This is a genomic window from Brevibacillus nitrificans (genome assembly GCF_003710965.1).
Classification (GTDB): domain Bacteria; phylum Bacillota; class Bacilli; order Brevibacillales; family Brevibacillaceae; genus Brevibacillus; species Brevibacillus centrosporus.
This window is the reverse complement of record NZ_RHHU01000001.1, coordinates 16,315-42,486: the sequence shown is the minus strand read 5'-3', so window position 1 is coordinate 42,486 and position 26,172 is coordinate 16,315. Positions and strand designations below refer to the sequence as shown.

Here is a 26,172-nt window from a genome sequence, read left to right as displayed (position 1 = left end):
ATGATTTCCTCTTCTTTCAGCGAGTGTTGTAGTAAAATAGAAAAGGGAACGAATGTTTTGTGACCACCGCAATCACAGAAATACTTGCAACAGTTGGGAGTAGGAAGTCTATGAAAGTCGTCATTGCAGAAAAACCGGACCAGGCCATGAAGCTCGCCAGTCCGTTTCCACATAGAAAACAACAGGGCTATCTCGAAGTGCATCCAAACCGCCTTTTTCCGAAGGGAGCCTTTTTCACTTGGGCAGTCGGGCACATCTGCGAGCTGGTTCCACCCGAGGCGTACAATCCGGCTTGGAAAAAATGGTCCATCCAAACGCTGCCGCTCATCCCGGAATCCTTTCGCCATCAGGTGATGCGCTCCAAAGCCAAGCAGTTCGGGATCATCAAGCAGCTGCTCAGGCGCTCCGAAGTAAAAGGCATCATTCATGCGGGCGATGCGGGGCGTGAGGGAGAGCTGATCATTCGGACGATCGTGGAGCAGAGTGGTGTCCATAAACCGATGAAACGCCTGTGGATCTCATCTTTGACGGAAAAGGCCGTGACAGCGGGATTTGAATCGCTGCTCGATGAGACAGAGACCCGCAATCTGTATTACGAAGCCTACAGCCGCTCCTGTGCGGATTGGCTCGTCGGGATGAATGCTTCACGTGTCTACACCATTTTGTTGAAGCAAAAAGGAATCAGTGACGTGTTCTCTGCGGGACGTGTACAGACTCCCACCTTGGCATTGGTAGTCAAGCGGGAGAAGGAAATCGCCTCCTTTAAGCCAGAGCCGTTCTGGGAGGTAAAGGCCACCTTTGAAGTGGACAAGAAGCGCTATGATGGGGTCTGGCACAACGAGGGGGAGTTGCGCATCAGCGATCCGGCATTGGCAGAGCGGATCGCCGCCTTTTGCAAGGACAAGCCTGCACAGGTGCATGAGGTAGAGACCGAGCGCAAGGAATTTTTGCCGCCGTATTTATTCAATCTCTCCTCGCTGCAGGCAACTGCGAACAAGCTGTTTAAATACTCTCCGCAAAAGACGCTGGAGATCGCGCAAAAGCTGTACGTAAAAGGGATGCTGTCGTATCCTCGTTCTGACTCCGCTTTCGTCACAGCGGAGGAAGCCAAGACGTTTCCGGAAATTTTGTCCAAGCTGTCCAAGCAGCCGGATTACCAGGCTAGCTTTCCGACACCGAAGACATCGATCGCGCAGGATCGACGCTATGTCAACCAGAAAAAGGTCACGGACCACTATGCCATCATCCCGACAGAGCAGGTGCCGAATATTTCCAGGCTGCCGGATGACGAGCGGAAAATTTACGACCTCGTCGCCCGTCGCCTCATCGCCGCTCACTATGAAAGCGCCTTGTTTGACTACACAACGCTGACGACTCTGGTCGATGGACGAGCCGTCTTTATCAGCAAGGGGAAGGTGCAGATCCGCGCTGGCTGGCGGGAAGTGCTCTTTGACGAGGATAAAGAAGACAAAGAGTCGATCCTGCCGCCTCTGGCAAAAGGCGATACGGGAAAGGTACGCAAGGTCGAAGCAAAAGAGAGCAAGACCCAACCGCCCAAGCGCTACACGGAAGGCCAGTTGATTACGCTGATGAAAACGGCCGGCAAGCATCTGGACAATCAGGAGCTGGAAAAAGTCCTGATGAAGACAGAGGGACTCGGTACGGAAGCTACGCGCGCAGGGATCATCAACATGCTCAAAGAACGCAAATACATCGATGTGCGCAAAAACCAAGTGTTTGCCACCCAAAAAGGCACGCTTCTCATCGATGTCATCGGCGACAAGATTTTGGCTTCACCGGAGATGACGGCTCGCTGGGAACAAAGACTTGGCCAGATCGGTCAAGGGGAGGCGTCCGCGCAAGCTTTCATGGAGCAGGTCCGCAAGCTGTCCCACAAAATCGTCGAGGATGCCGTGGAGCAGTCTCGCGAGTGGAAGCTGGAGAGCTACGACGTATCCTCGATGCCCAAGCAAGCCTCCAAGTTTACCCTCGGCTCGAAAGTGGCTACCTGCAAAGTTTGCGGCGGCGATCTCGTCGACAAAGGCGATTTTTACGGCTGTGCCAATTACAAGAAGAGCCAATGCAGTGTGACCGTCTCCAAAACGATCATGGGCAAGAAAATCTCTGCCGCCATGATCAAAAAAGTGATGGAAACCGGCAAGAGTAATTTGATCAAGGGCTTCCAGAAGGGCAAAGACAAATTTGATGCCTATCTGATCTGGGATGAGCAGGAGAAAAAGGCAAAGGTCCACCGGGAATGACAGCAGGTGGGCCTGTTGCCAAAGTATTTTTCTATTTTGAGCATGCAATCTTGAAACTTACTTGAATAACTATCGTAGATACATGTATAGAGAAGTTCGGCTACCGACAATAGCCGCACTATCCATTGAAGGTACTGAAGGAGGAAATACCATGTCCATTTTTAAAAGACTGCGTGATTTGACGATGTCCAATCTGTATGCCCTCATCGAAAAGGCAGAAGATCCCATTAAAATGACCGACCAATATCTGCGTGATATGCAGGAAGACCTGGAAGAGGCAGAAAAAGCGGTCGCAGCCCAAATTGCCTTGGAAAAGAAATTCAAGGTGCTGTATGAAGAGCAGGAAGCTTTGGTGAAGAAGCGCGACGAACAGGCGCACATCGCCGCTCAGGCGAAAAATATCGATCTGGCACGCCGTGCGCTGGAAGAGAAAAAAGCAACCGAGCAAAAAATGAACGAATACAAGGATGCTTACGAGAAAAACAAGGCAGCAGCAGATGCGTTGCGCGACAAGCTGGCTGAGATGAAGAAACAGGTGACGGAGCTTAAAAACAAACGCGAGACGCTGGTTGCCCGCGTGAATGCAGCCAAAGCGCAAAAAACCATCAACCAGGCGATGGCGGGCTTCGATTCCAACTCTGCGATGGCAGGCTTGAAACGGATGGAAGACAAAGCACTGCAGCTCGAGGCAGAGGCGGAGGCCAGTGGAGAAATCTACAAAAAAGGCAAATCCTTGGATGAGGAAATTGCGGAGCTGAACAAGGATCAGCAGGTCGAGGACGAACTCGCAGCGTTGATGAAAAAATACGAGGGGTAAGCCGCTCTTAGCGGTTCCCTCTTTTTTTCGCCAAAGTTGGTTCGAAAAAGACGACGATTGAAGAAACGGATTGTTTATGTGGGGGGAATGACACGGTGACGTGGGTAGAAGTATTAGCCATGCTGGTATGGACGGGCGCAGGAGCGATCTTGCTGTTTGTGCTGATGTGGGTCGATTCCTTGTTTACGAAGTACAAGGATATGACCGAGATGAAAAACGGGAATATCGCAGTGACGACCCGCTTCGTGATGAAGCTGTTTGCGCAAGGATATATCTTGTCTCAATCGATTCTCAACTCCAATGACTTGTGGACTGCCTTGCTGGCATCTGTGGTATCATTCATCATTTTGTTCCTTTTGGAGAGAATCGTGGAAATTGTGTTTCGCATCGGGGCAGGATTCGATCTGGAGGAAGGGGTCAAGCAAGGAAAAGTGGCACATGCAATGCTCGCAGGGGCCTTCCATATCGTGGGTGCCCTGATCCTGGCAGCATGCCTGTAATTTCAGGCAGGAGGGAGTACGACCATGAGTTTGTTCAAACGGATTCAAAATATATTCGCCAAGCCTGAGCCGCCTGTACAGGAAAAAAGCATCCTGACAGTGGGTCCGTCAGATGTGGTCGAAGTATCGCTCGTGACCTACCAGGTGACGGGAAAAGCGCAAAACCACAGTCGCAAGGCAACGATGCTTACCTTGCAAGACGGAAACACCATTCGCTACCTGTATATCGAAGAGCGGGAGCGCACCATTTTTCACCTCTACAGTGTGATCGATGGTCGCCTGGAATCGGTAGAGGAAGTGCCGAGTACCATCGAAATGGACGACATCAGCTATCACTTGGAGGAGCAGTATACGGGCAGGGTCCATGTCATAGGGAAAACGCCGTTCCAGTCTTCCGGAGAACAGTACATCTGGCAATTTCAATCAGATGGACGTCAACTGCTGCGGATTGAATGGCAGGACGGCAGGTTTATGCTGTACGAGGGAGAGTCCGTTCTCCCAGCGGACGTGCAGGTCTTACGCGGGACGTAAGGAGGTGTGGGAATGCCACAGAAATGGATGAAATCAATCAAGCTCATGCTGCTTCCCGCCTTGTTCCTGCTAACGCTTGCCGGGTGTGGAAGTCCGTCCGTAGGAGACACGTACCCGCTTGAATCGGTATCCTCCAAAGACCAGGGACAAACCTCGCGCGTCTATCGTGCAGAAAACAAGTCGGTACCGGTAGTGGCAAAAGAGCTCGCCGATCAAAATAAGCCGGACGAAATATCAAAAGAAGACTCGCAGCACATGTTCCTCATTTACCCGAATGAAGTCTATCACCTTCAGCAGGATACAGCGAAGCCATCCGATACGCTGATTGAGATTGATACGAAGGAATACGTGCGCAACAACTACGATTCTTCTTTCCTGCAAGGCTACATTTTAGCGAGTGTCCTCGACGATCTGTTCGATGGGCACAAAAAGAGCTACAAAGGCAGTTATCGAGGGTACTCGAGCAAGGACATCTACAAACCATCTGGGACGTATCACGTACCAACAGCCGAAGAGAAAAAAGCAGCTCCACCAGTCACGACTTCTGGCAAAGGAAGCATCATCAAGCGGGGAAGCACCGCGAAAAATTCAGATTCCTCGGTTGGGTCTGACGGAAATATCCTCAAGAAGCAAGTTGAGCCGTCAAAAAGCAGTTCAGGTAAAATTATTCGAAACTCCAGCAGCTCTTCATCGAGCTCCAGCAGCTCCGTCACACCTAAGCGCTCTTCTATCTTTTCTTCCCCGAAGAGCAATTCACCCCCGCGTACGAAAACGGGTGGATTTGGACGGATCACGAAACGGAGGTAGAAACAGAGAAGACACGTTACAGGCGAGTGAATCCTTGACGTGTCTTTTTTGTGGAAACTATTATCTGTTAATTCAGAAAGGTGAATTGACTTTTATCCCGCTGGCTTGCTAGTCTATGGGTAAAGTACCAAATGAAGGGATCGATACTTATGCATGTTGCTTTGCGAATGGATGATACCTTGCGCCGTGCCGCCCTGCTTTACCCGGAGGTAGAATCGGTCATAGAAGGCGAGCGCAGCTGGACGTATCGGCAATTTCAGGAGGAAGTGCATCAGCTTGCCCGTGTCATGACACGGATGGGCGTGGAGAAGGGAGATCGCGTAGCGGTTCTTTCTCCGAATACAGCAGCTATGCTGCAGCTGTTTTACGCTTGCTTTCAATTGGGAGCGGTAGTCGTTCCCTTAAATACCAGACTGCTGCCACACGACTATTTGTACATCATCGAGCATGCAGAGGCGAAGCTGTTTTTTGCAGACGATGAGCTGATTTTGCTGGTGGAGCCGATTGTTGAGTCGCTAACGACCGTGACTTCCTTCGTAGCCATGCCTGTAGATGGACGATTAGCCACACGTGCTGGGTGGGAGTCTTATTCAGACCTGCTCGCCGCAGAGAGCACAGAGCCGTGCATAAACGAAATCGCAGAAACCGATCTCGCCACGATCCTCTACACCAGTGGCACGACGGGCAAGCCAAAAGGGGTCATGCACTCGCACCGGACGCTGTACTTCAATATGCAGAACACGATGTTCCATCTAGGGGCCAATGATAGTGATGTTCTTTTGCATACGCTGCCGATCTTTCATGTGAACGGGTGGGGAACTCCCTTTTCGTTTACCGCAGTAGGGGCCAAGCACGTCATGCTGCGCAAGATCGATCCGCCGCTGATCCACTCCCTGATGAAAAAAGAAGGGGTGACGGTGGCCTGTATGGCTCCGACCGTCCTGAACATGCTGATCAATGAACCTCGCTTTGTGGAAGACAAAACGACTGGACCGATGCGCGTAGTCATCGCTGGCTCAGCTCCGCCTACAGCTTTTGTACGAACGGTTGAGCAGCAGCTGGGGTGGGAGTTTTTGCAGGTCTACGGAATGACAGAATGTGCTCCTCTGATCACCGTATCGCCGATCAAGCATCACTTGCTCCAAGAAAGCGAGGAAAAGCGTTTCCGCATGAAAGCAAAGGCCGGGATTCCCATGCATAATGTAGAGATTCGTGTCGTGGACGATGAGGATCGGGATGTGCCCAAAGACGGCGAGAGTATCGGGGAGGTCATCGCACGAGGGAACATGGTCATGGAGGGCTATTGGAAGCAGCCCGAGGCAACGGCCGCCGCGATCGTGAACGGCTGGTACCATACGGGTGACATGGCGACGGTTGACGCGGAAGGCTACATCGATATCGTCGACCGTAAAAAGGATATTATCATCAGTGGAGGGGAGAATATTTCCTCCATTGAGGTAGAAGGCATGCTATACGAGCATCCGGGAATATTGGAAGCGGCGGTTATTTCTGTGCCACATGAAAAATGGGGGGAAGTCCCGTATGCTATCGTTGTCCTTAGGCCAGGGACGATTCTCGATGCTGACGAGTTGGATCGGTTTTGCCGGGAGAAGATGGCTGCCTTCAAATGCCCAAAAGGCTTCAGCATCGTAAATGAACTGCCGAAGACCGCTTCTGGTAAAATACGAAAAGTCGAGCTCAGACAGCCATTCTGGCAGGAAAAAGGCAAGCTGGTCAATTGAATACCCAAAATAGACAAAGCCGATGCTCCCATTTGGGGGATCGGCTTTTTTGACAGATAGGAATTTATAAGATTTTGGGATAGCTACAGGGCTGGCCCTTTTTCAACAGTCTCCTGAGGAAGCAAGAGAGAACGAATTCGTCAACTATTATGCTTGATGTGTTATGAAACCGGAGAAATCGCGTAGGAAGTTGTTCGGAGCTTTCATGCAATGGACGAATGAGATCCTACAGTGCCACTTCAATTCGGCTACGAGTTGCGCGGAAGTCTCATGTATCCCGAATATTGCAAGGAGTTGCATGGTTATGAATATCAGCTTTCAGATATCCGCTAAAGAATAAATAACCGTTAGGGTAAACTCTAACGGTTATTTGTGTAATCATTAAGAAGGCAGGGAGAGAGGGAAAGTTGGACGCGGTTTCCCTTTTTTCATGGAACCGTGCAGGAATGACCCCCAGCAAGGGACCCAAGAAGCTGGAGCGTTTTCACCCTTTTCCGCTCCTCCACTACAGCCCCACCGACCACCAAACCAAAGGACGCGGTTCACTTTCCGCGTTTTTCTTATGTGCGAAAGGAGCTAGAAAAAATAGAGAGCGCTTGCATTCATGGTCACTTTGAAAGCAGCCAACATGTATTTCATAAAGGAATGAATCTATCGGTTAGGGAGTTTGTAATATGAAAATAGACGAATGTTCGACGTGTGAAAGCGATTACCATTCGATTCGCCTCGAGATTTGGACTTCGTTGACGAAAACATGATCGTTTATCGACAAAAGAAGAAGGGATATGCACCCAGTATTCGACAGTTTTTGTTGCGAGCATTGGCTATGATGACATTGTGCTTACGCAAAAGGCAATGGCCAGCAGGCAGATAGGAAAATGGCGGAAGGGAGTGCTCAGCGATGCTGGAAAAAATACTCGAACTACGGTCGCAATCTAAGTCGATTGCGCAGATTGCAGCAGAATGCGGGTTAACCATCGGACAGGTCAAGTACCAGCTGCAAAAGGAAAGAGCTAAACCGACAGAAACCAGCGCCCAAAAACCGACGCCGAAAGAGTCTTTGCATCGACAGGAGCGGGAGTGGCGTCTCCCGACATTTTACGGGCGTGATCTCGTCAAGGTTATGGCACAAGGGCCAACGGTATTATTTGTGTATTGGGAAATTACGTGGCCTCGCATGAGAATGGTCGCCTCCTATTTGCAGGCTGATTACCGCCACATTCAAAAAGGCCTGCGCATCTACGATGTAACCGACCGGATCTTTACCGGACAAAACGCCCATTCCATCCAGGATGTGCACGTCCAGGAGGATGCTCAATCCTGGTACGTACGCGATGTGAACCCTGGCCGCACGTATCTGGTAGATTTCGGTTTGTACGATCATGGACGATTTTGTCCCATCCTTCGCTCAGAACCGGTGGAAACACCGCGAAATACAAAAGCCACTTGGGGTGAGCCGCTGATTGAACCCGCCCCGGAAGGGAACTCCCCGTCGTGGTTTGAGAACTTCTCCTCTTATTCCCTCTATATGAAATCAAACAAATAAGTGAGGTGTCATCGGTGAACAACGGTTATCTCTCCCTCGTGTTGCATGCTCATCTGCCCTATGTAAGACACGGGGAGCGGGACGATTACCTGGAAGAGCGCTGGGTGTACGAAGCCATGCTGGAAACCTATCTCCCCTTGCTCATGGTGTTCGACAAGCTGCTCGCAGACGGAATCGATTTTCGCATGACCCTTGCTGTTTCCCCCACGCTATTATCCATGCTGGATGATGAACTGATTCAGTCCCGATTTCAAACGCATCTCGCCAAGACTGTTGAACTGGCTGGCAAAGAAGTAAAGCGAACCATGAATGCTCCTAGGGAGAACCGTGTCGCCAAGATGTACCTCGAACGGTTTCGTGAGATCGCTACTTACTGCCGCAAGCTAGACTTTCAGCTGATTTCCGGCCTCAAACGTGCGCAGGAGAGCGGCTGCCTCGAGCTGATCACTTGCGCGGCCACCCACGCCTTCCTTCCCTATGTAGAAACAGAAGAAGCCATACGTGCCCAGCTCTTGGCGGGGATCGAAACACATGAACGGATCCTCGGAAAACGGCCAAACGGGATATGGCTGCCAGAGTGCGGGTTTACTCCAGGACTGGATCGTTTGCTGAAGGAGGTAGGACTTCATTACTTCTTCGTCGATAGTCACACGATCTCGCATGCTACACCGACTCCGATGAGAGGACTGTACGCACCTCTGCAGACTCCTTATGATGTCGCTGCCTTCGCTAGAGATGAACAGGCTTCCCGGCAAGTGTGGAGCTCGTTTGACGGCTATCCGGGCGACTACGACTATCGGGAGTATTACCGCGATATCGGCTTCGACCGGGAAATGGATTACATCGCCCCCTATATTCATCCAGAGGGGATCCGCGTAAATACAGGGCTGAAATATTACCGGATCACCGGGAAAACAGGGCAGAAGGATTGGTATGAGCCGGATTGGGCGCGGGAAAAGGCAGCGTCGCATGCGGGTCACTTCCTCTACCATCGGGAGAGACAGGTCGAAGAAGCGTCTTCCTGGCTGGATCGTGAGCCGCTTGTGGTAGCTACCTATGATGCAGAGCTTTTCGGTCATTGGTGGTATGAAGGTCCGCTGTTCCTCGACTTTTTGCTGCGAAAAACCGTATGCGACTCCCAGCACGTCCAATTGATTACTCCTTCCGAATATTTGGCAAAATACCCTGCGCAGGATCGAGCACGCTTGCCGATGTCCACATGGGGACGAAATGGCTATGGTGAGGTCTGGCTGAACGAGAACAACGGCTGGATGTACCGCCATTTGCATCAGGCGGAGCGAGATTTGATTGCAGCTGTACATAGTTGCGAAATCGCAAAAGGACAGAACGTCAAAAAGGACGCATGGGCCAGTCGATGCTTGAAGCAGGCAGCGCGGGAATTGATGCTGGCACAGAGCAGTGACTGGGCATTTATCCTCGATGGACAGACGGTAGTGGATTATGCTGTGCGACGTTTTCACGATCATTTGGTCAGGCTGCGAGAGTTGTTGGACATGATTCATTCCGATCAACAAAATGACGCCAGACTCGTTGAAATGGAGAAGGCTTATCCCATCTTTCCGACAATGGATGAGTCGTACTATCTGCCATTTCGTTCGCATAGAGTGAACGTATCGCATCAAATGGTGGCGGCAACGGATTATCAGCAAGCGGAGCGGAAGGTATTGATGCTCAGCTGGGAATTTCCTCCTCATGTCGTAGGTGGTCTGGGAAGGGCTGTGTATGACTTGGCCCGTGAACTCGTGCGGCAGGGAACCGAGGTCCATGTGCTGACAGCGGCAGCTCACGCAGAGGCAGGACAGGAGATGGTGGATGGCATTTACGTCCATCGTTTAAACAGCTACGCAGGATCCGAGCAAGGCGACTTTTTGCAGTGGGTGTTCCAGTTGAATCTGGCCATGGTCGATAAAGCAGAGCAGCTCGGCAGGGAAGGACTGCGTGTCGACATCGTTCACGGGCATGATTGGCTGGTTAGCTGGGCTGCTATGGAGATAAAGGAGCGGATGGCAATTCCGTTGATTACGACGATTCACGCGCTAGAGCATGGACGTCATCAAGGAATCCACACGCCGCTTCAGCAGCGGATTCACGAGAGTGAGTACGCGCTTGTGAGCGTGTCGGATCACGTCCTTGTATGCAGTCACTACATGCGGGGAGAAGTCCAGAAGCTGTTTGACGTCCCTGATGAAAAGATCCAGGTCATTTACAACGGCGTAGAGCTTCCGGAAGACTCGCCTGTTCAGGAGGCAGAGCTTCGACAGGAGCTTTCCCTAGGAGAGGGTCCGATCCTGTTTTTCGTGGGGCGGCTGGTACGTGAAAAAGGTGTGCACTTGCTTCTGGAGGCCGTATCACGTTTGGCTTGGGAGTTTCCAGAGGTGCGAGTGGTCATCGCAGGAAAAGGCCCGAGCGCAGCTGAGCTCATGAGCCTGTCGGAGCGATTGCACATCGCAGACAAAGTGCGCTTTCTCGGCTTTGTCCACGACGAGCGGAGGAATCAGCTGTTCCGTATGGCAGATGTAGCTGTGTTCCCTAGTCTGTATGAGCCTTTCGGAATTGTGGCACTCGAAGCGATGGCATTTGGGACGCCATTGCTGGTGGCTGACACAGGTGGCCTACGGGAGATTGTCAGACATGGGGAGAATGGCGCGATGATGTATGCCGGGCATGTCGATTCGTTAGTGGATCAACTACGCTGGCTGTTGAGCGACTCTGACACGCGTCACAAACTGGCACAAAGAGCCAAAGCAGACGTCCAGAAAAACTACGACTGGGCGAAGCTAGCCGCACAAACAGCGGAATTGTATCGCCAATTTACTGCCGCTTCAAAGTGGACGGCAACTGCGACATAAAAGACCCAAGAGGGCACCGAGATGTCAGCACCCAAGAAGGAGAGGAATTATCGATGAAAGCAGTGATCATGGCTGGCGGGAAAGGAACCCGTCTACGTCCGTTAACATCTCACACTCCAAAACCAATGGTGCCATTACTTAATCGCCCATGCATGGAGTACACCATCGATTTACTGAAAAAGCATGGAATCACGGAAATTGCCGTCACCTTGCAATTTTTGCCGGATGCGATCCGAAACTATTTTGGTGACGGTTCTGCGTATGGGGTATCTCTGGTTTATTTTGAAGAGACGACTCCGCTCGGTACGGCAGGCAGTGTAAAAAACTGCGCAGACTTTCTCGATGAGCGCTTTATCGTCATCAGCGGCGATACGTTAACCGATATGGATTTGTCTGCGGCGATCTCCTTTCATGAAGAAAAAGAAGCATTGGCTACGCTGGTTCTGACGCAGGTCGAGACGCCTTTGGAATTCGGAGTTGTCATGACCGATGAAAGCGGACGGATTATACGTTTCTTGGAAAAGCCGACGTGGGCAGAGGTGTTCAGCGACACGGTGAACACGGGTATCTACGTATGCGAGCCTGAGGTGCTTTCTTATATTGAAGACAACCGGGAAGTCGATTTTAGCAAGGAAGTCTTCCCTGCCTTTTTAAGAGAAGGAAAACCGATGTATGGTTATTCGGCGGATGGGTATTGGTCGGACATCGGTTCGCTGGCGGTCTATCGCCAGGCACAGTTTGACATGCTGGATGGAAAAGTCGATCTCGAAATCAAGGCACAAGAAATCGCCCCGCGGATTTACTTCGAAAATCATGTGCGGATTGATTCCTCCGTACGACTGGAAGGTCCCGTTTTCATCGGGGAAAACGTTCATCTGCAGGCAGGTGCCTCGATCGGTGCCTACTCCGTTCTGGGAAGCAACACGGTGGTCGCCACAGGAGCTCAGCTTTCCCGTGCCATTATTTGGGAAAACACACTGGTCGGGAAGAAGACGGAGATGACGGGAGCGACGATTTGCCGGAATGTACAGATTGCCCAGTCGGTGCTCATGGGAGAAGGGGCCGTGATCGGGGACAATTGCCATCTCGCTGCCAAATCTGTCGTGAAGGCAGGCGTGAAAATCTGGCCGGACAAAGAGGTCGGCGAGAGCGCAACCGTCAGCACATCCTTGATCTACGGTGCGAAGCAGACGAAGAATCTGTTTGGCACGAATGGCATCAAAGGAATCGGAAACGTCGAGATCACGCCTGAGTTTGTCACACGTCTGGCAGCATCGTACGCCTATTTGCTGAAAGCGGGAAGCCGAATTGCGCTCTCTGCTTGCACGCATCCGTTTGCCCAGCTGCTCAAGCACAGCATCATGACCAGCCTTTGCTCATCCGGGATCGACACGATTGATTTCGGGATCGGCAATGCTCCCTTGATGCGATATGGGGTCCGTGGCTTGGAATGCGTCGGCGGGATTCACATCTACATGGCCGAACCCGTAGAGGAAAAGGAGATCGTCATTCAATTTGTCGATCAGGATGGACTGCCCGTTTCACGAGATATGGAAAGAAAAATCGAAAATGCATACTGGCAGGAGACGTATGTGCGCACCCTGCATCATCTGGGTGAGCTGCATGTGGAGCATCAAGTGCAGCAGGCGTATTTGCGCGCTCTGATGGAAAGAATCGATGTGGCGAGTATCCAGCGTCAGCGCTTCCGGCTGCTGGTCGAGTGCGAACCGCGGTTCATGCCTACCTTCTTGGCCCCATTATTCGAATCGCTCGGTGTAACGGTACAGTATGGAGTGATCCAGTCAGGGGTAAGCAAGCAAGGGGCAGACCTCGGAGTCCGACTGGATAAAAATGGCGAGCAGATTGCGCTGTTCTCCGACCGTGGAGAAAAGCTCTCGGCCGAACAGCTGATCGCGCTGCAGCTTTTGGCATGCAGTGGTCAGCACAGCAAAATCGGGCTGCCTGTCAGCGCGCCGATGGAGCTGGAGCATCTCGCACAGCTGCTGCAGCTAAAGGTCGTGCGCACCAAGATCGCGCCGAGAGCGATGATGGAAGTCGCGCCAGAGGAACGCTTCCACCCGATGTTCGACGCAGTGTATGGCCTGATGCGCACTCTCTCGTATCTGGCGAAGGAAGAAAAACCACTCAGCGTGCTGCTCGAGCTTTTACCTGCATGCCACATGGAAAAAAAGACCGTGTTTTGCCCATGGGCTTCCAAAGGAAAAGTAATGCGCAAAATGCTGGAGGAAAACAAAGGGAAGCCGCTGGAGCTGGTGGACGGGATCAAAGTTTACGATTCCAATGGCTGGGTCCTGATCCTGCCGGACACAGAAGATTCTCACGTCAAAGTCATTTCCCAAGGTGCAACAGCAGAGACAGCCGCGACATTGGCGTCCTCCTATGCAAGACGCATCGCGGAATACCAATAAAGGAAGTGAGTGCATGCCGAGACCGCTCGTGGTCGGAAACGGAAGACTGCTGATCAATTTTGACGACAGGCTTCACATGCGCGATCTCTACTATCCCTATGTAGGGCAGCTGAATCATGTGGGTGGGCACTTCAGCAAGCTGGGCGTTTGGGTACAGGGACGGTTTTCCTGGCTGGATGAGGATGGCTGGCAGCGTACTCTTGGTTACGGCAAGGAATCGCTCGTGACCGACGTCCATGCCCAGCACGAGCATTTGGGGCTTTCATTGCGGATCGCAGACGGCGTGCATCAGCGGGATCCGATCTATTTGAAGAGAATTCACGTGCGCAATCTCACCAGTGAGGCGCGGGAGGTACGGCTGTTTTTCAACCACGATTTCAGCATCAATGAGACCGAGGTCGGAGATACGGCCGTGTACGACCCCGTGCTGCGTACCGTGTATCACTATAAACGAAATGTGTACATCATGGTCAACGGCAGGACGCCAGAGAGCGGCATTGAGCAATTCAGCGTAGGAATCAAACGCTTCAACTATGCGGAAGGAACCTGGCGGGATGCGGAAGATGGCATTCTGTCAGGCAATCCAATCGCCCAAGGCTCCGTGGACAGCACGATTTCCTTTCGCTTGATGCTTGCGCCGCAGGAGGAAAAAACGCTCGATTACTGGATGTGTATCGGTGATTCCTACGAGGCAGTAAAAACGCTCAATCAGTACGTTCTCGAGAGTGATCCCGAACGCCTCTTGAATCGAGTCGCCGTCTACTGGCAGCGTTGGGTGAACAAAGAGGAACGGGATTTCGCCGACCTGCCAGAGAGTGTGGTCAATCTGTACAAGACCAGTCTGCTACTGGTACGTACGCAGATTGACAACAACGGCGCCATTCTCGCAGCCAATGACTCCGATATTTTGCAATACAATCGCGACCACTACAGCTACATGTGGCCGCGAGACGGAGCCTTGATCGCTTGCGCTATGGCAAAGGCAGGCTATACCGGCACAGTCGCTCCTTTCTTCCGTTTTTGTGCCGATGCTCTCAATGAGGAGGGCTATCTGCTGCACAAGTACAATCCGGACGGGTCGGTAGGCTCCAGCTGGCATCCGTATATCGTGGATGGAGAAATTCAGCTGCCGATTCAGGAGGACGAGACAGCGCTGGTGCTGCATGCCCTGTGGGAGCAATACAAAAGCGGCAAGCAGCTGGAGGATTGTCAGGCCTTGTACCCGACCCTCGTCCGACCGGCAGCACGCTTTTTACTTCAGTACATCGAGCCAGCTTACCAGCTTCCCAAACCGAGCTACGACTTGTGGGAGGAGCGCAGAGGCATCTTCACGTTTACCAGCGCAACTGTTTTTGCTGGTCTCAAAGCAGCGGCCAGATTCGCGCAGCTCTTCGGGGATGATCGCCGCTACAAACGCTACGACGAGGGAGCAGAGCGCATTCGCGAAGCCATGCTGAAGCATCTGTACGATGCGGACCTCGGCAGGTTCCTGCGAGGAATCTACCTGCGCCAGGACGGGCGTGTCGAGAAGGATTTTACGGTGGAAAGCAGCTTGTTTTCCATCTTTGCTCTTGGCGTGCTCCCGGCTGACGATCCCCGTGTAGCAAGCACGATGGAAGCCGTGAAGCGCAGCTTGCGGGTGGATACGGAAGTCGGAGGATTTGCCCGCTATCAGGGAGACTACTATTTTAAAAAATCGCATGATACAGCGAAGGTTCCGGGCAATCCGTGGATCATTTGCACGCTGTGGGTCGCCGATTGGGAGATCGCCAAGGCTCGGACGCTGGAAGAATTAGAGGAGCCCAAAAAGCGCCTTTCCTGGGTCGTGAGCCATGCCCTGCAAAGTGGTGTGCTATCCGAACAGCTCGATCCCTATACAGGTGCGCCCGTGTCCGTAGCCCCGCTCACCTGGTCTCATGCTACCTATGTCGCAACGGTACTTCGCTATTTGGAAAAAGTAAACGAGCTGCGGTAATGAGAGGAGAGAGAAGATGAAAAGAGCGATTCGCTTCGGTACAGATGGATGGCGTGCAATCGTAGCTGATGAATTTACGGTGGAAAACGTGCGCATTGTCGCCCAGGCGATTGCCCGCTATACAATAGAAATGGGGCAGCAGGAACAGCCGATCCTCGTCGGTCACGACACCCGATTTTTGGGGCGCAGGTTTGCGGAGGAAGTCGTCAGCGTCCTTACTGCCAATCAGATTCGCACCTATCTGGTCAACGAAGCAGCACCGACACCAGCTGTTGCCTTTGGGGTCAAACACTTCGCGGCGAGTGGAGCGATCATGATCACCGCCAGTCACAATCCGCCCGAGTACAACGGGATGAAATACATTCCGCATTACGCAGGTCCGGCTACTCCTGTCATCACGAAAAGGCTGGAAGAGTGGATCTCGATCATCCAGGAGACGGGAGAAGTGAAAACGATCTCGCTTGCAGAGGCAAAGGCTGACAAAAGGCTTCAGGTGATCGTCTTGCGCCCGCACTATGAATCGCATTTGCGCAGATTGGTGCAGATGGATGCGCTGAGAAGCTCTTCTCTGGAGGTCGTCGTGGATGCCATGCACGGAGCAGGGATGGGATACGTGACAGGCCTTTTGACAGAGGCAGGTGTGAAAAATGTAGGGATTCGGGAGACGCCGGACGCGGCATTCGGCGGAGATTTGCCGGAGCCCAACGACAAGCATTTAAGCCTGCTGAAAGCAGAAGTGGTCAGCCGAGGAGCGTCTCTCGGTCTGGCAAATGACGGAGATGCGGATCGCTTCGGGGCAGTGGACCGTTACGGACAGTACATTTCCCCAAATGGCGTGCTTGTGCTGCTCACCTATCATCTCGTCAAAAACCGCAAGCTTACCGGAAAAATCGTTCGAACCGTAGCGACGACACATCTGCTGGATCGCATGGCAGAAAGCTACGGACTGGAGCTTGTGGAAACGCCCGTCGGTTTTAAATACATCGGGGAGCATATGCTGAAGGGCGATGTCCTGATCGGGGGCGAAGAGAGCGGGGGAGCAAGCATTCTCGGACACATACCGGAAAAGGATGGCGTCCTGATCAACTTGCTTTTGGCAGAAATGTGCGCCGTGGAAGGCAAAGGCATCGACCAAATCCTCCGGGACGTGTACGATCACTTTGGCGAGTTGTTTCACACACGGCTGGATATCCGGCTGCCGGAAAAAGACGAATGGATTCACGAAATGGTTTCGTCCCCTCCACGGCAGGTTGGACCTTTTGCGGTCAAAGCAATCAATCGGATGGATGGAATCAAGCTTCTGCTAGACGAAGGGAACTGGGTCTTGATTCGCCCCTCTGGTACAGAGCCGCTTGTCCGCATCTATTGTGAAGCTACGAGCATGATCGCCCTGGAAAAGTTGAAAGAATCGATCCGGGATTGGTTTATGGAGGTTAATGTGTGAGAAAGGAAGCAGAACCCGCTTAAATCAGCGTGGTTCTTTCTTTTTTTAGACCTCTCCTTTTGCTAGAATCAAAGAGTAGAAGTCACTGAAAAAGTAGAGATGAGGTCCTATGCGTATTGATCATCACGTTTTGCAAAGTTTTTTACAGAAAGTGAAACTGGAAAGCCAGTCACCCGACGATCCTGTAGTCGTCCTGCATACCCCGTATCCGTGGGAGCTGGTTGGTACGGGCAATTATGCGGCTGTGTTCGGCCACCCCGACTATCCGGGTGTCGTGATCAAGCTGTATGCGCCAGGGCGTCCAGGCTGGGAGCAGGAAGTGGATGTCTACCGCAGGCTGGGAGAGACACGTTCCTTTCCCGTTTGTTATCATGCTGAGCCGGGATATTTGGTCTTAAAGCGGATCAATGGCATTTCCTTATTTGACTGTGTCCGCTTTGGGATTCCGATCCTGCCGCAAGTGATCGAGGATGTGGAGGAAGCATTAATTGAGGCCAGGAAGAAAGGGCTTTTCCCCCATGATGTCCACGGGAAAAACGTGCTGATGGATCAAGGGCGAGGGTATTTGATTGACGTCTCGGATTATTACAAAAACATCCCGGACAGCAAGTGGAAAGATCTGCGCAAGGCATATTACCGCATTTACCTTCCTTTCATGAAGGACCGCGGCTGGAAGATCCCGCTCTGGGTGCTGGATGCCATACGCAAAGGCTACCGGCTGTATAAAAAAGGCAAGCGCTTGTTCAAGTAATTCTGCTGTGGTAAAATGTACATTTGACATGCTGCTAGGCTGACCTGAGTCAGACGAAGGAGGACATCCCATTGTACTATCTCATTGCTGTAATCATTATCGCGCTTGATCAGTGGACCAAGCAGCTGGTATTAAAACATATGGAACGAGGAGAATCGATCCCGCTGATCGCGGACGTCTTTCATCTCACGTCCCATCGAAACATGGGGGCTGCGTTCGGTATTTTGCAAAACCAACGTTGGCTGTTTATTATCATTACACTTGCGGTTGTCGTCGGGATCATCTACTCCCTGATCCGAATCGGCAAAAAGCAGCCGCGCGTGTCACTCGCCTTATCTCTCGTTTTGGGAGGCGCAGTCGGCAACTTCATCGATCGCGCAACAACAGGCCAGGTAGTCGATTTCCTGGACTTCACGCTGATCAATTTCCCGATTTTCAACGTTGCGGATATGGCGATCACCATCGGAGTCGTCGTTTTGCTCCTGGATGTACTGCTTGAGGGAAGAAAGAACGGTCGGTAATGGAAAGCATCTTTTTCGAGGATACTAGCGTTAGTATGGACAACGAGTGTTTGTCTGGACAGTAATGGAATGAGGAGACATACATGAACGACACGCAATTATTTGAACGTTACGATTGGACGGCAGATTCTACAGACAACAGTGAACGGATCGACAAATACATCACCCTGCAAAATGAGGACTGGTCCCGTTCGCAGGTACAAGCTTGGATTAAAGAGGGACGCGTCACCGTAAATGGAGAGGCGGTCAAGAACAATTACAAGCTGCAAGCGGACGATGAAATTACGCTGCGCGTACCGCCGCCAAAGGAAATGGCGATTCAACCGGAATCCATGCCGCTGGACATCGTCTATGAAGATTCGGACGTGGTGGTCGTCAACAAGCCGCGTGGACTCGTCGTGCACCCAGCCCCTGGTCATTACTCCGGGACACTGGTGAATGGACTTCTGGCGCATTGTAAGGATTTGTCCGGGATCAACGGGGTTCTGCGCCCCGGGATTGTACACCGCATTGATAAGGACACCTCAGGTTTATTGATGGTGGCGAAAAACGACAAGGCGCATATGGGACTTGCGGAACAGTTAAAAGAGCATACCGTCAATCGCACGTACGTTGCCATCGTCCATGGAGTGATCCAGCATGAGATGGGAACCATCGATGCACCAATCGGCCGCGATCCGAAAAATCGACAGCAAATGGCCGTCGTGTTTGAAAACAGCAAGCCTGCCGTGACTCACTTCATCGTGCTGGAGCGATTCAAGGAATTTACCTTGGTCGAGCTCAAGCTGGAGACGGGGAGAACGCACCAGATCCGTGTTCACATGAAGTACATCGGCTATCCGCTGGCGGGAGACCCCAAATACGGACCGAAGAATACGCTGGAGCTGGATGGTCAAGCGCTTCATGCCAAGACCTTGGGCTTTACTCATCCACGTACGGGCGAGCATTTGGAATTTGAAGCTGATCTGCCGCAAGATTTGACCGACATTATTGCATTCCTCAAACAAGCGTAAAGCGAGGGGATCGGATGCTTACGAAACTGGCGCATGTGACGCTGTATGTGCGTGACTGTGAAGAAGCTCTGCAGTTTTATACGGAAAAGCTTGGCTTTGAAAAGCGCATGGACTCTCGGATGGACAACGGCTCTCGTTGGCTGACCATTGGCTTGCCCAATCAAGAGGTGGAAATCGTCTTGCACGATCCGACGCACTGGCATCGTGAGGAAGTGGCGGAGCAAATGCTTGCCCTGGTAGGGAAAAACCCGATGTGGGTATGGCAAACTGAAGACTTCGCAGGAACGTATGAAGCTTTCCGGCAAAAAGGCGTTACCTTTCTCACAGAGCCACATGATGTTATGTACGGAACCGAAGCGATATTCATGGACCTCTACGGAAATCAATATTTGCTGCTTCAGACTGCTACTGTCTAGTTACATAAACAGCTGCGGAAAGGAAAACGCTAGGGAAGATCGGTCATCCATCATCCTTGGCGTTTTTTTGTACCGGATGAAAAAAGGAGGAGGAATTCGGAATGCGGAAAAAATGGCTCTCGTGGATGAGCATAGCGAGTCTGGTTGGGATGCTTGCGGCGGGTGCTTGCCCAGCGATGGCGCAAGAGCAGTCTGTGCTGCCTGTACGGGTGAGTCAGGAAACAGTAGCAGCCAAACTGGCTTTCACCAACCAGGACCATCTGTGGCTGCTGGATGCCCGGGAGAGAGGATCATCTCCAAAGCAAGTAACTGTGGATGGAGCCGCTCAAATCGTAGGCTGGTCAGCAGATGGTGAGTGGCTGCTGTTTTTGAAATACAAAGGAAGCGACACATATTCCACACCCGGCTACTTATGGGCGGTAAAAGCAGATGGCACGGGAGCGGTCCAATTGGATGACAGATCCGTCATGGACCAGCCAAAATGGTCACCGACGGGGTTGCAGGTTGCCTTCTTCGTGAACGGGGGAAGTGCGGAAAACCCGCAGTCGATGTTTTTGATAAAAGAATGGAAGAACGGAGCCATAAGTGAAGTTTTCAGCGAGAAGAACGTGGAATTCGTGGACTTCTCCTGGATGCCGGATGGGAAGCAGCTCCTGGTGTCGACCCCTGCGACGAAAGAGCGGGGGATGACTCTTCAGCTGCGTGAGCTCACCGGAAAAACCATAGCAAGCTACCCGATTGCACCCCCTCCCAATATGGAGGAAGGGATCTGGCCATGGGCAGCGAGGGCGTTGACCATTTCCTCGGATGGAGTGCATGTGGGATACTACCTCCAATACAATTCCGCGTCTCTGTCCGCCGATGGGGTGCCCATTCAGCTTTTTGATCGGAGTCAGCCCAAAAAGAAACCTGTGGATCTGGGCACGGGACTGATCCACACGCAATGGCTCCGCTGGTCCCCGGATGGCAAGCAGCTTGCTTTTATCGACGGAACAGATCGGATGGCGACCTCCCACAAGCATCTGAAGTTCGCTGACACGAACGGCAAAGTCGTGTCAGATAGCCCGGAAGGAAGCGTAGATACGCTGCCTGTATGGACCTTGGGTGCACCGTACTCGGTATTCTTCTCCCGTGGGGAAGCAGCGGAATACCACTACGATCCGAAAAAAGTGATGGTTCCGGGCCAGCGGATTTGGCAGCAGGCTGTAGGGGAAAAAGCCCAGCAAGTGACAAAAGGGACGAATGCAACAGCTGATTATTACCCAGCTCCATCGCCGGACGGCAAGCAGCTGCTGTTCGTGAGGCTAGACAATGCGCTTCACGGATCCGTATTCCTGTCATCACAGGGAAAAGAAACGGAATGGCTGAGAAACGTCACGGGGGATATTGGCTACTACGGCAATTATCTACCTGAGTGGGTCAGTGTCTATTGGGAGAGAGAATCAGCACCAAAGCCAGGAGCCAAATAGAGTATTTAATAGTATAATTTTAGTTGGAGTAAAAAATGGGTGGATGGAAATGTGATTTTCTTAAATAAAATGTCCGAAAAGCCATTGACAGTCGTCCCGATTCATGACATAATCCTACATGACGAATGGAACCTTTAAATGCAGTCCAGAGAGGCTGACAAGGGCACGGAATCGACAAAACGGTGCAAGCGGACATGCTGATGTCTTCTTCTGCCGTCGCGTCCAGTGGCTTCTTGTCTCCTGACAAGAAGCCTTTTTTCTTACGTCCACAGTTCCCGTCAGGGGGGGTAAGTAGATGATCAGTAAAAGTATCATCATGGATGAAGCGGCTATCCGCCGCGCGCTGACTCGGATCGCTCACGAAATCATTGAGCGGAACAAAGGTGTGGAAGATTGCATCATCGTGGGCATCAAGACGAGAGGGATTTACCTCGCACAGCGCTTGGTCGAACGGATCGAAATGATCGAGAATGTAAAGGTGCCAGTCGGTGAGCTGGACATTACGTTCTATCGCGACGATCTGCAGCACAAGTCAGAAGACGCCGTTCTGCACGGTTCGCAGCTGCCGGCACAAATTACAGGCAAAACCGTGATTCTGGTTGACGATGTGCTCTACACGGGACGTACGGTACGCGCTGCACTGGATGCGCTGATCGACAGCGGACGTCCGCGCATGATCCAGCTGGCCGTACTCGTTGACCGCGGACACCGGGAGCTGCCGATCCGTCCGGACTTTGTAGGGAAAAATGTACCGACAGCAAGAACGGAAATTGTCGATGTACAACTAGACGAGGTAGACATGATGGACATCGTATCCATCCGGCAACTACTGTAAGAAAACCTCTACCGAGGCCTATTCATGGAGGAGCGACCGCGTTTTAGCGGAAAGTTTCCATGCGCTCCGGAAATGATAAGCGTAAACGCTTATCATTTCCTACACGTTAAACACAACTGAATGACTCCTCTTTAAAAACGATCCCGTGAGGTCGGCAAGAGGCAGATATCTTCCCATGTTTGTGGAGAAGCTGACCTCTTTGTGCCCGCACGAAGAGGTTTTTCTTGTGTGCAGTAAGAATTTGCAAGATTTTTAGCAAGTATACGTGCAACTAAGGCTTCACCTAAAAGCTTTGCGGAGCCAAGTTTTCTAAAACAGAGCGAGCAAAAAGATAAAAGGGAAGAAAAAGAAATGCAGGGGGAACCTATCGTTATGAGCCAGAAAAATTACATTGATGTTAACGAAACACCTGAACTGAAAAAACTGTTGCCACTGTCTATCCAGCACTTGTTCGCCATGTTTGGCTCGACCGTTCTCGTACCGATCCTGACGGGCTTGGATCCGGCGACGGCGCTCTTTACAAGCGGTATCGGTACGCTGATCTTCCTGTTGATCACGAAAGGAAAAATCCCGAATTACCTGGGTTCTTCCTTTGCCTTCATCGGACCGATCATCGCGGTCACAGCTTCTCACGGAGTAGGTACGGCGCTGCTCGGATGCTTCCTCTCCGGTCTGGTGTACATCATCGTCGCCGCCATTGTCCAAAAGGCAGGCGTCAAATGGATTGACAAAGTTCTCCCGCCAGTCGTCATCGCATCTGTCATCGTGGTCATCGGTTTGAGCCTTGCAGGTGTGGCGGTCGACATGGCAACAAAGGTAACAGTAGACGGACAATCGCAAATGTCCCTGACATCGATCGAAATTTCCTTGGTAACGACGATTGTAACGATCCTGGCAGCGGTTCTCCTTCGCGGATTCTTGGGTCTGATCCCGATTCTGATTGGCATCATCGTAGGCTATGTCTACACACTCTTGCGTCACCCGGACCTGATCGACTTGCAAAAAATCGCGGATGCACCTTGGGTTGTAAGCATCCCTGAAATGTTCACCACTCACTTCAAATTCGGTGAAGTCGCAGCAGCGATGGGCAACCCATCCGCTTGGATCGCGGCACTGGTTATCGCACCAGTCGCATTCGTAACACTGGCCGAGCATCTGGGGCATCTTCTGGTAACGAGCAAAGTTATGGACCGCGATCTGATGAAAGACCCTGGTCTGCACCGCAGCTTGCTGGGTGACGGTATCGCAACCTCGCTTGCAGCGTTCATCGGTGGACCTCCTGCAACAACCTACGGCGAAAACATCGGCGTACTCGCGATTACCCGCGTATTCAGCAAAATGGTGATCGGCCTCGCAGCAGTCCTGGCGATCCTGTTCGCCTTCATCGGCAAGATCAGCACGCTTTTGATGAGCATCCCAACTCCAGTACTGGGCGGGGTATCCATCATCCTGTTCGGGATCATCGCAGCACAAGGCTTGCGGATGTACGTAGATAACAAGATTGATTTCTCCAACAAACGCAACATGGTACTGGCAGCAGCGATCCTTGTCACGGGGATCGGCGGCTATAAAATCAGCTTTGCAGGAACAGGCGTCCCGTTCCTGAGCGACCTGACCATCGACAATATCGCTTTCGCTACCTTCCTCGGAATCATCCTGCATGTGGTTTTGCCAGGGAAAGAATCTGCAATGGGTGAAGTGCAAAGCGAAAAAGAATAAGAAGAAAACGTTCCCCATTCCTTTAATCCAGTCCAGAGAGGCTGACAAGGCATAGAACGCTGTTTCCCCTGCGCAAAAAGGGAGAGCATAGCAGCTTCTTGTCTCGCCAGCCAAACAGGCTAAAGGCGAAGACAAGAAGCTTTTTTGTACAGATAAGGATTTATAGGAATCTTATCCAGTATAAGTGCAACTAAGACTCCGCCCAAAAGCTTGGCGTAGCCAAGTTTTCGAATACACCAGATAAACGGAGGGATTCACGATGAACAACACGGGTCACTTGATTGGCGTAAAAGATATGACGAAAGAACAGCTTGTACAGCTGCTGACGAGAGCGGCTTACTGGGCGGAGCGCCCGGGCGAGCAGGCAAACGTCCTGCACGGACGATTTGTCGCCAACCTGTTCTTCGAGGCCAGCACGAGGACGCGCTTTTCTTTTGAGGTGGCACAAAAGCGTCTGGGAGCACACGTGTTAAACTTCATTCCTGAAACCTCCTCAGCAGTGAAGGGCGAGACGGTCTACGACACGATCAAGACATTGGAAGCGATGGGCGTAGAAGCAGCAGTCATCCGGACGAAAAAGGAAGGTCTCTTGCAGGAGCTCGCGACAAGTGTTGACCTGCAGCTGATCAATGCAGGGGATGGAACAAACGAGCATCCTACCCAATGCCTGCTCGACCTCTTGACCATGAAACAACAGTTCGGACGATTGGATGGACTGACGGTTGCTATCATCGGTGACCTGCGCCACAGCCGTGTACTCGGCTCGCACCTGCATGCGATGCCGAAGCTCGGAATCAAGCTCTTGCTGTCCGGTCCGACAAGCATGATGCCGCAGCCGGCTCAAATCCCGAACGGAGTGAGAATCGTCGGGATGGACGAAGCGATGCAGACGGCAGATGTCGTCATGATGCTGCGTGTGCAGCTGGAGCGCCATACAGAGTCGCTGTACATTTCCAAGGAAGAGTATCATCAGGCACACGGTTTGACACTGGATCGCGCGAAGTCGATGAAACCAGGAGCGGTCATCATGCATCCGGCTCCAGTCAACCGAGGAGTGGAAATTCACACAGACCTGGTTGAATCACCAATCTCCTTGATTCAAAAGCAAGTAACGAATGGAGTAGCAGCAAGAATGGCGGTACTAGAAACTCTGCTGAAAGGGAGCGAATTGAAATGGGAACCATCCTTGGTAACGGCAAACTATTAAATCATGAGGGAGTATTGATCCCGGTAGAAGTACTGGTGGAGGACGGACGCATCGTCGCAATGGGCGAGTCTATCCCTCGTGACAATCACGAATGGGTCGATTGCAAAGGCGGCTTGATCAGCGCAGGTCTCATCGATGTACACGTACATTTGCGCGAGCCTGGCTTTGAACATAAAGAAACGATTGAAACAGGAGCGAAGGCAGCAGCACGCGGCGGCTTCACGACCGTTTGCTGCATGCCAAACACGCGTCCTTCCATTGATAGCGTCGAGACAGTCACCTACATTCTCGACAAAGCACGTGAAGCGGGAATGGCTCGTGTGATTCCATACGGAGCGATTACGGTAAGACAGCTGGGAAAAGAGCTCACGGACTTCGCGGGCTTGAAGGAAGCAGGGATCTTTGCCCTGACAGATGACGGTGTAGGCGTACAGTCTACAGCCATGATGAAAAAAGCGATGCAAGCGGCAAAAGAGCTGGGCATTTCGATCGTCGCTCACTGCGAGGATGACGATCTCCTGATTCCGGGAGCGGCTTTGCACGATGGAGAGGTGGCAAAGCGTCACGGACTTCCAGGAATCCCATCGGAATCTGAATCCATCCATGTAGGGCGCGACATCCTGCTGGCTGAACAAACGGGTGTCCACTATCACGTCTGCCACATCAGTGCGAAGGAATCGGTACGATTGGTTCGCGATGGCAAACGAGCAGGAGTCAACGTGACTTGCGAGGTAACGCCTCATCACCTGCTGCTGTGCGACGAAGACATTCCGGAAAATCTGGATACCAACTGGAAAATGAATCCGCCGCTGCGCTCCCGTGAAGATCGTGCCGCGCTGATCGCAGGTCTGAAGGACGGAACAATCGACATGATCGCGACCGACCACGCACCGCACACGGCAGAAGAAAAAGCAAACGGAATCAATCGCGCTCCATTTGGCATCGTCGGATCGGAAACAGCTTTCCCGCTGCTTTACACTCATTTCGTGCAAACAGGTGAGCTCACGCTGAAAGAACTGGTTGATCTGCTGACCATCAAGCCTGCTGCAGCGTTCGGCCTGCCGTACGGTCGCCTGGAAGTAGGTGCGACAGCTGACCTGACTGTCATCGATCTGGAAACGGAAAAGAAAATTGACCCTGCGACCTTTGCGAGCAAGGGTACAAATACACCATTCGCTGGATGGGCGTGCAAAGGTTGGCCGATCCTAACATTGGTAGATGGCAAGATCGTACATCAAGAGGTGTAATGAGAAACCCCTGTATGACAACATGATAAAAGCTTCTGGGGGATTGGGCGAGACATAGAAGGAGGAGCGAAA

General features: G+C 52.0%; 20 protein-coding genes. All 20 read left to right on the top strand.

What is annotated here, in order from left to right; genetic code table 11:
* The first annotated feature begins 110 nt into the window (after positions 1-110).
* The 20 genes from EDM59_RS00165 (at position 111) to EDM59_RS00070 (ending at position 26,100) form a co-directional block, all read left to right on the top strand.
* A complete protein-coding gene (locus EDM59_RS00165) occupies positions 111-2,261 on the top strand; it encodes a DNA topoisomerase III (protein WP_122921795.1) in 2,151 nt (716 codons plus the stop codon).
* Between the two features lie 151 nt (positions 2,262-2,412).
* Positions 2,413-3,078, top strand: a complete 666-nt coding sequence (locus tag EDM59_RS00160) for a PspA/IM30 family protein (RefSeq protein WP_122921794.1) — start codon at positions 2,413-2,415, stop codon at positions 3,076-3,078.
* Between the two features lie 95 nt (positions 3,079-3,173).
* Complete coding sequence (locus tag EDM59_RS00155) at positions 3,174-3,578, top strand: DUF350 domain-containing protein (RefSeq protein ID WP_122921793.1); 405 nt, start codon at positions 3,174-3,176, stop codon at positions 3,576-3,578.
* Positions 3,579-3,602: 24 nt separating this feature from the next.
* Positions 3,603-4,109, top strand: coding sequence for a DUF4178 domain-containing protein (locus tag EDM59_RS00150; RefSeq protein WP_122921792.1), 507 nt, complete (start codon positions 3,603-3,605; stop codon positions 4,107-4,109).
* A 12-nt stretch (positions 4,110-4,121) separates the two neighbouring features.
* Positions 4,122-4,916, top strand: coding sequence for a DUF4247 domain-containing protein (locus tag EDM59_RS00145; protein WP_122921791.1), 795 nt, complete (start codon positions 4,122-4,124; stop codon positions 4,914-4,916).
* Positions 4,917-5,065: 149 nt separating this feature from the next.
* The gene (locus tag EDM59_RS00140) at positions 5,066-6,658 is read left to right on the top strand and encodes a long-chain-fatty-acid--CoA ligase (RefSeq protein WP_122921790.1); all 1,593 of its coding nucleotides are present in this window, start codon (positions 5,066-5,068) and stop codon (positions 6,656-6,658) included.
* Between the two features lie 901 nt (positions 6,659-7,559).
* Positions 7,560-8,204, top strand: coding sequence for a DUF4912 domain-containing protein (locus EDM59_RS00135; RefSeq protein WP_122921789.1), 645 nt, complete (start codon positions 7,560-7,562; stop codon positions 8,202-8,204).
* Positions 8,205-8,218: 14 nt separating this feature from the next.
* Positions 8,219-11,074, top strand: coding sequence for a 1,4-alpha-glucan branching protein domain-containing protein (locus tag EDM59_RS00130; protein ID WP_122921788.1), 2,856 nt, complete (start codon positions 8,219-8,221; stop codon positions 11,072-11,074).
* Positions 11,075-11,127: 53 nt separating this feature from the next.
* Positions 11,128-13,503, top strand: coding sequence for a sugar phosphate nucleotidyltransferase (locus EDM59_RS00125; protein WP_122921787.1), 2,376 nt, complete (start codon positions 11,128-11,130; stop codon positions 13,501-13,503).
* 13 nt (positions 13,504-13,516) lie between these two features.
* Complete coding sequence (locus tag EDM59_RS00120) at positions 13,517-15,478, top strand: glycoside hydrolase family 15 protein (RefSeq protein WP_122921786.1); 1,962 nt, start codon at positions 13,517-13,519, stop codon at positions 15,476-15,478.
* A gap of 16 nt (positions 15,479-15,494) precedes the next feature.
* Positions 15,495-16,922 (top strand): phosphoglucomutase/phosphomannomutase family protein, encoded by a 1,428-nt coding sequence (locus EDM59_RS00115; RefSeq protein ID WP_122921785.1) that lies wholly within the window; start codon positions 15,495-15,497, stop codon positions 16,920-16,922.
* A gap of 109 nt (positions 16,923-17,031) precedes the next feature.
* A complete protein-coding gene (locus EDM59_RS00110; protein ID WP_122921784.1) occupies positions 17,032-17,673 on the top strand; it encodes a serine/threonine protein kinase in 642 nt (213 codons plus the stop codon).
* A 65-nt stretch (positions 17,674-17,738) separates the two neighbouring features.
* On the top strand, positions 17,739-18,194 hold the full coding sequence (lspA, locus tag EDM59_RS00105) for a signal peptidase II (protein WP_092267805.1): 456 nt from the start codon (positions 17,739-17,741) through the stop codon (positions 18,192-18,194).
* An 83-nt stretch (positions 18,195-18,277) separates the two neighbouring features.
* Positions 18,278-19,207, top strand: a complete 930-nt coding sequence (locus tag EDM59_RS00100) for an RluA family pseudouridine synthase (protein WP_092267806.1) — start codon at positions 18,278-18,280, stop codon at positions 19,205-19,207.
* A gap of 14 nt (positions 19,208-19,221) precedes the next feature.
* Positions 19,222-19,623 (top strand): VOC family protein, encoded by a 402-nt coding sequence (locus EDM59_RS00095; protein ID WP_122921783.1) that lies wholly within the window; start codon positions 19,222-19,224, stop codon positions 19,621-19,623.
* 101 nt (positions 19,624-19,724) lie between these two features.
* Complete coding sequence (locus EDM59_RS00090) at positions 19,725-21,092, top strand: alpha/beta hydrolase (protein ID WP_122921782.1); 1,368 nt, start codon at positions 19,725-19,727, stop codon at positions 21,090-21,092.
* Between the two features lie 295 nt (positions 21,093-21,387).
* Positions 21,388-21,927, top strand: coding sequence for a bifunctional pyr operon transcriptional regulator/uracil phosphoribosyltransferase PyrR (gene pyrR, locus EDM59_RS00085; RefSeq protein WP_092267809.1), 540 nt, complete (start codon positions 21,388-21,390; stop codon positions 21,925-21,927).
* Between the two features lie 372 nt (positions 21,928-22,299).
* On the top strand, positions 22,300-23,646 hold the full coding sequence (locus EDM59_RS00080) for a solute carrier family 23 protein (protein WP_122921781.1): 1,347 nt from the start codon (positions 22,300-22,302) through the stop codon (positions 23,644-23,646).
* A gap of 259 nt (positions 23,647-23,905) precedes the next feature.
* Positions 23,906-24,853 carry an aspartate carbamoyltransferase catalytic subunit gene (locus tag EDM59_RS00075; protein ID WP_122921780.1) on the top strand — a complete coding sequence of 316 codons (948 nt, stop codon included), beginning with the start codon at positions 23,906-23,908 and terminating at the stop codon, positions 24,851-24,853.
* On the top strand, positions 24,820-26,100 hold the full coding sequence (locus EDM59_RS00070) for a dihydroorotase (protein ID WP_122921779.1): 1,281 nt from the start codon (positions 24,820-24,822) through the stop codon (positions 26,098-26,100). The genes EDM59_RS00075 and EDM59_RS00070 overlap by 34 nt, the downstream gene beginning before the upstream one ends.
* Positions 26,101-26,172 lie beyond the last annotated feature (72 nt).